A 6,597-nucleotide genomic window follows, 5' to 3' on the forward strand; every position below is an offset into this window, starting at 1 on the left:
CCGAGACCGAATATCTCTCGGTTCCTGATGGCTTGGCCGAAGGGTTAAACGCCACCGCAGCCCATCAACAAGGTATTACCGGCAAAGGGGTGAAGGTGGTGATTGTGGATACGGGTTGGTATGCTCATCCCTACTTTGAAAAGCATCATTACAACGTCAACATCCACCTTGCCCCTGGCTCCACCGATACCTGCAGTGACCTCATCGGCCATGGCACCGGCATAGCGGCAAACCTACTGGCGATCGCCCCCGAAGCCGACCTCACCGTTGTCAAAGCCGATGTTGCCATTGCCGGAACGCTGAAGAGCGTTAACTCTGTCAGTGCTTTCCGCGCCGCCATCAACCTCAACCCCAACATTATCTCCTGTAGCTGGGCGTCTGATCAGCGATCGCCCCGCTTATCTCCCGCCAATCGTGTCCTAGCTGCAACCGTAGCCTACGCCGTCCGTCAAGGCATCACCGTTGTGTTTTCGGCAGGCAACGGTCATATGGGCTTTCCCTCCCAGCATCCTGATGTCATTGCCGTCGGCGGAGTCTATCGCCATCTCCAAGGCTCCCTCAAGGGCACCCTAGAAGCCAGCAACTACGCCAGCGGTTTTGTCAGCCCTGTTTATCCCGGCCGCCGGGTTCCCGATGTATGCGGCCTGGTCGGACAACTTCCCTATGGTTGCTACATCATGCTACCCGTCCCCCCTGGCTCTGTGATAGACCAAGACTTGGGCTCCCCGATACGCAACGGTACACCCAGCAAAGACGGTACCCATTACAGCGATGGTTGGGCCGCCTTTAGCGGAACCTCCGCCGCCGCTCCCCAAGTAGCTGGGGTCTGTGCCTTGATTAAGCAAGTGAAAAGCGCCTTATCCCCTGCTGCTATTAAACAGCTTTTGCAGCAAACAGCTATTGATGTCTTAGGTGGCTTTAGCCATCCGTCTAGTGGTGATGCAGCAGCCCGTGATGGGCCAGATTTGGCTACCGGAGACGGATTGGTGAATGCAGGGAAAGCTACAATGTTCAGCTTTCAAAAATCCAAGGAACCTTGCTGTAAACCTCATAAATCTAGATCTGATTCTTGGTTAACTTCTAAAAATCTATCGACATTATCAACTAGGAGCGCGACAATGAGAGATGACTTCCCTCAGCTATGCAAACACTTTGATGAGATTAGAGTGAGAATTGATAGGATTCTAAAGGAAGAATTTATTGATCTAGAACTGATAGAAGAAGTTGAACTAGATCTTCAACCTGAGTTCTTTATTCCTCGAGCTCCTCAAGCTGATGTTGTGTTAGAGCTTCAAAAAATGCTTTCTAGCTTACCTGAAGAAAGTATTGCCATCGAAAAGAAACACATTCTTGCAGCGGAGAGTCTATTGCGAATATCTCGTTGCAATAAATTAGCCATTAAAGTCTTGATTGCAGGGTTAAGCAGCAGTAGAGAGGAAGTCCCTGAACTTGCTTCCAGAGCGCTAGGAGAAGTAAGAACACTTTCGTCAGATAAAAACAAATTTAGCAATTTGGGGAGTAGAGAAAGAACGCCAGAAGAATGTGCATTTGCAGGACTATCATATCCGTGCGGCAATAGCTACTTTAGCAAATAGATTCAATTAAACGTGTCGCCTTCTAGGATGATCCGTCGTATTTTTTCGCAATCTCTATCTGGATTTAAGCCAATAATGGAGGGCAATTTTGTCTGGCATAGTAGAGATTCAACAAGCTGTTCTTCTGTTAGCCCAAAACTATCTTTTAAGTCAGCCATAAAAAGATAAGTGTTTTTGAAGTTAGCATTTTCTAAAAAGGAGTTACTAAAGTTAGCACTCATGAGATCAGTTCCCTCAAAATTAGCGTCCTTTAAATCTGAACCTTCAAAGTCAGCATTTGCTAGAATTGCTCGGGAGAAATTAGCTCTCCATAAAGAGGCTCTTTGGAGCTTAATTCCAGTCAGTTCTTCCCTGCATAGATTTATCTCCTCTAGTTTTTCTCTCTCCCCAGAAAGCAACAAATATCTCAGGAGAAAAGCTGCTCGTGGATTCTGAGCACATGTTTCATTTGAGAAGAAAGTTGAGTGAGCAAGATTAAGAATGAGTAGGTGAGTGACTACTAGAGATCCCAATACTGGGAATATTGATATTAGTGCTGTATTCTTAACTATTTTTATTCTTTTAAAGAAAAGACTCTTCCTGATGAATTGACGGGCGGAGTGAGAGATTTGAGTGCCAGGAGTTAAGGTGGTCAGTTTAGCTAAAGATTTGGCATCGCGTAAGCTTCTTCCCTGCAGTAAGTACTCCTGAGATCTATGATGCCTTTCCCATTCCTGGACAGATTGTTCGATCTTGTGTTTTTGACATAGCAATTCCCATTGTTGGTTAAGCCATACACGCAGTTCTTCCCAGTGTTGGATTAGGGCTTCGTGGGCAACTTCTACCATCTCAATCTGTTGCTGATTTGCAGAGGTCACAAGAATCCAAACGCCAGGGCGGGCGAATTGGTGGATAATGTTGCGGACTTTAGGTTCGTCGCCCTTTTCGGTGATGAGTTCTGAGATGCTAGCACGGCGGCGGGTGGCGGTTTTGTCGTCGTTGAGTTGGATGAGAGAGAGGAAAATGCAGCGGGCGATCGCTTGCTCGTCTTCAGAGAGGCTGTTGTAAATACGCTGGGCTTCAGTGGCCACGGCACCGCCCACGCCGCCGATACGTTCTAGGGTGTCCGCCGGTTCAATACCTTGGCGCAGACCTTCCCAAATTTGGGTGAGAGCAAATTGCAGCAGGGGCAGAGCGCCTTCCTGACCTTGGGCCTCGTGGACAAGGAGCTGCACCGTGGCTTTGTCCAATTCATAGCCCGCTTGTTTGGCCGGGGCCGCGATCGCTACCGCTAGGTCGTCCGGGGTCATACTGGGCACGAGAAACCCTTGGGACGAGAACAGTTGGTTGAGTTGGGGATGTTGTTGGGTGGCTCCGAGAAAATCGCTGCGCATAGTAATGATGACCGAGACCTGCTGGGCGCGATCGCAGGCGGCGACCAGCAAATTGTCCACAAAGGCACGCCGTACCTGCTCGTCATCGCAGAGGGTATAGAGTTCTTCAAACTGGTCAACCAGCACAATCAGCGGCAGAGCATCAATATCGGGGAAGACCCCAGCAATGCGGCGGAGACCATCATGCTGTTGATTGGACGCGGTTTGCACAAGAGCTGCCCTAAACTCATCGGCCTTAGCGAGGGGGGTAGCATCCTGGGTGACAATACGGGCCAGCACGGTAGCCAGCGCATCCAGGGGATGGGTACCAGGGGTGAGCACCGCCACCCTAGCGCGATCGCGCCCTGGCAAGGGTTGGCGACCCAGTGCTGGGATCAGCCCCGCCCGCGCCAAGGAGGATTTGCCCGATCCAGAGGGGCCATAGATGGGCAGGAGGCGAATGGTGTTTGGGGTGTTGTGTAGCGATTGGAACCGTTGCCAAAGGTCTTGGATATGGCGATCGCGGCCAAAGAAGCGATCGCCGTCGGCCTCTCGAAATGCCTTAAGCCCCTGGTAGGGATTGTCGCCCAGGGTTGCTGTAGACCGGGGCAGCTCTTTTTCGGTAGGCATCTGGGATAGGTAGACCGTCACCTGGCCAATCGCCATCCCTCCTGTCATACTGCCAATGACCTGACCTTCGTTTTGGGATGCGGTCTGTTGGATGGTGGTGTGATCCAAACCGAGTGGGCTGTCTGACCGGGGAGCCGGATCAGCATCTGGCGCAGCCGTCATGGTGGACTCCTGGGTAGTGCTTCCTATGTTCAGGATGCCCTCATACCTAGCCCCTCTCTAGCAGAGTTAACAATTGCATACAAGTATTAATACTTAGGTACAGAGCTTAGAAGTTGATGCCGCCCTGCACGTTGCCATCAATACGGCCAATGGCTTTGCCTCCAGTCATTTGACCAATCACCTGTCCTTGGTTGCCGGTTACGGTTTGGTTCACTTGCACCGCGCCGGACGACACCGGATTCTCCTGCAAAATTTGGGCGATCGCAGCAGCCAACTCCGGATCATTCTGAAGCAATTCTGCCAATTCTTCCCGGAGAAATTGTTGACGGCCCTCGCTTGTGGGGTTAGCAGCTACCTGTTCAGCAGCAATCCGGGCAGACTCCTTAGCCTCCAATTTAGGCCTTAGTTTTTCCCAAATTTTCTTCGTGGTTGCCCAGGTATCCTGACCAATATCTGCTGAGGCACTTTCAGCAGCCTTGAGCAAAAAGGGTAGACAGGGACTCAACAATGCTGTCAGGGCTATGATGTCCATAGTATTGTCCTCAAAGGGTTTTACAGACGAGGCGCGATCGCCGCCTACTAAACTAGAGAGCCGGCGCACTGATTTGAAGCTTCCCACCCCCTGCCTTTATTGTCGCAAATCGCACCCGATCTTTACAGAAAACCATACCGGTCACATCCAGGAATCTAGCACCGATGACGATGGTCAACGGGCGATCGGTTGCATTAGCCTCCATAACAACATCCACCCCATACCACCAAAGACTCTGAGGACTGAGATATCTGAAACACGAGTGGTTTTTTTCTAATTAATTATCCCTGATCTTCACATTCTAAGCAGGCGTTTGCCCAGCAATATCAGCGCTGCTCTACCCTGTCTTTTTGCACCTTATCGTACCCCTTCTATGGGAGACTCACGCTAGCACAATAACAGCAGAGCTATTCACGCAGCCTAAAATCGTTTTGGGAGCAGTAGAGCTTGCTTTTGGATAGTAAGTCTCATCGGGCGGATCTCACCTGAGTGAGACAATCACGCGTCTTCGCCGAAGACCAAGCTATTTCTCACCCAAAATCTGCCATCAAACGTCATCGGTAATCCTTCACCCTCCAGTTAATTGAGCTAACCAAGGTTTGAATTCAGGTGTTGCTGACTAGCAGCGTGATTTTGCATGACGTTTCAGAACGTCTAGCTAGAGGTTCATACCCTAATTCAACAACACCTGAATTCTTTTGAGGACTACTCACAGTTGATCATCCAGGGAGTGCCAAATTTATCGATCGCCATACCGAATCGTTGTGCCCAGAAGGTTTTTTCTAAGGGCATTTGAATGTTGCCACCTTCCGATAGAGCTTGAAAGATAGTCTCGGCTTTGTCTGGATCAGGAATTTGCAGTGAAACCGAGAATCCCTTGGGAATCTCATAACTTCCGGGAGGGCAGTCTGATCCCATAATGGCCCAGTTGCCCAAGGTAAGTTGAGTATGCATGATTTTGGTTGCCCATTCTGGTGGCACGTCGGCTTCGGCAGGCGAACCAGCAAACGGCATCATAGCACAAAGGTCTCCACCCAAGACTTGGTGATAAAACTTGAAGGCTTCTTCACATTGACCGTCAAAGAATAGGTAAGGATTAACTTGCATAACGGTTTCCTCTTTTTTCAATAAAACGTGTGGCATGGATCATGACGTAGCAGAAAGGGCCAGCCCCTAGCAACATGTTGTCGGCTCAACTAACAGGCTAATGCCAGCAACGATAAGCATGGTAGCGATAGCAATCTGACTAAAGGTACGATAGTTCGTCGATTTTGACAGAACTTGTTTTACCAAAACAGCGATCGCGAAGGTTGACCACAGGACAATTAACACAGCCATAGCTCATGGGATAGATAACTTTCCCTCAGCAGCGCAGACATTTTCCAGGAACACCCTCAGAACCGTCTCGGCACTGTAGCTACAAGGACTTAGCGTTGAACTTAGACCACGTGGCTCGATCTAGGCGATAAACAGAACAGTGATCGTCACCAAAGCGTCGATGCTCCAAAAACTGGAAGCCGAAACGCTGATAAAAGCAGTGGGCGCGGGTATTACTGGTTAACGGATCAATCAGAACAGCAGTTATCTCAGGGTTGGCAAAGCAGCGGGACAGAGCTATCTGCATCATGTTGGTGCCGTAGCCCTTACCCAACTCTGTCGCCTCCCCTATCCAAATGTCGATCGCCCGCAGATGGTCAGGCACATCGCCCCAGTAGTGGCTATCTTCTTGAGCAGGGTCAATGATTTGAACAAAACCAATGGGGCGACCGTCTAGCTCTGCAATCCATTGCTCACGCCAAATGGGGGTGCGGGCTAGCTCCACCTCCCAACCCCAGTCATCACCGCCGTGGCTAGCGATGATGTGGGGCTGGGCATCCCAATGACGGAGAAGCGCCGCGTCAGCAAGGGTAGCGGGACGAAAAGCTATGATGCCGGACTCAGACATGGTGGTCACCTGCTGGCGTAACATCAGCTAACTACTCAACCATATTAGTTCAATTGTACTATGGCAAGGTTGTACGACATAAATCTTTAAACATGGGTCAAGAGAGGATCACTAGGCAAAACGGACAAGACGTTCAGACCATGTCTTCCATCGAGCTTGGCGGCATCAGGTAAAGCAGAGAATTGTAGGTGCAGTTTAAGGTCGTTGCGGTGCCTTCGATGCCAACCACATCGCCTCTCGCCACTGCCCTCACCAAGCATTTTTTGGGTGCTTTCAGACACGCAGACAATCCGAAAGGAGAAATTTAAGGACTGGATGCGAAGACTACTAACGATGTCCATCACCCGCTGCCGACAACCTTTGTATCATAACTAATCGGCT

The 6,597-nt window shown here is 50.1% G+C and carries 5 protein-coding genes; 1 reads left to right on the forward strand and 4 read right to left on the reverse strand.

The window, feature by feature from the left end:
• Positions 1–1,595 (forward strand): S8 family serine peptidase (locus V6D20_06005; GenBank protein HEY9815340.1); only part of this gene is annotated, 1,595 nt, incomplete at its 5' end.
• 2 nt (positions 1,596–1,597) lie between these two features.
• On the opposite strand, the gene V6D20_06010 is transcribed toward V6D20_06005, so the two are convergent.
• From V6D20_06010 to V6D20_06025, 4 genes are all read right to left on the reverse strand, one after another.
• The gene (locus V6D20_06010; GenBank protein ID HEY9815341.1) at positions 1,598–3,739 is read right to left on the reverse strand and encodes a pentapeptide repeat-containing protein; all 2,142 of its coding nucleotides are present in this window, start codon (positions 3,737–3,739) and stop codon (positions 1,598–1,600) included.
• A gap of 106 nt (positions 3,740–3,845) precedes the next feature.
• Positions 3,846–4,358 (reverse strand): hypothetical protein, encoded by a 513-nt coding sequence (locus tag V6D20_06015; GenBank protein HEY9815342.1) that lies wholly within the window; start codon positions 4,356–4,358, stop codon positions 3,846–3,848.
• A gap of 618 nt (positions 4,359–4,976) precedes the next feature.
• A complete protein-coding gene (locus V6D20_06020) occupies positions 4,977–5,378 on the reverse strand; it encodes a VOC family protein (GenBank protein HEY9815343.1) in 402 nt (133 codons plus the stop codon).
• Between the two features lie 310 nt (positions 5,379–5,688).
• Entirely contained in the window at positions 5,689–6,216 is a 528-nt protein-coding gene (locus tag V6D20_06025; protein HEY9815344.1) for a GNAT family N-acetyltransferase, read from the reverse strand.
• Positions 6,217–6,597 lie beyond the last annotated feature (381 nt).

It is taken from the genome of Candidatus Obscuribacterales bacterium, assembly GCA_036703605.1.
Classification (GTDB): domain Bacteria; phylum Cyanobacteriota; class Cyanobacteriia; order RECH01; family RECH01; genus RECH01.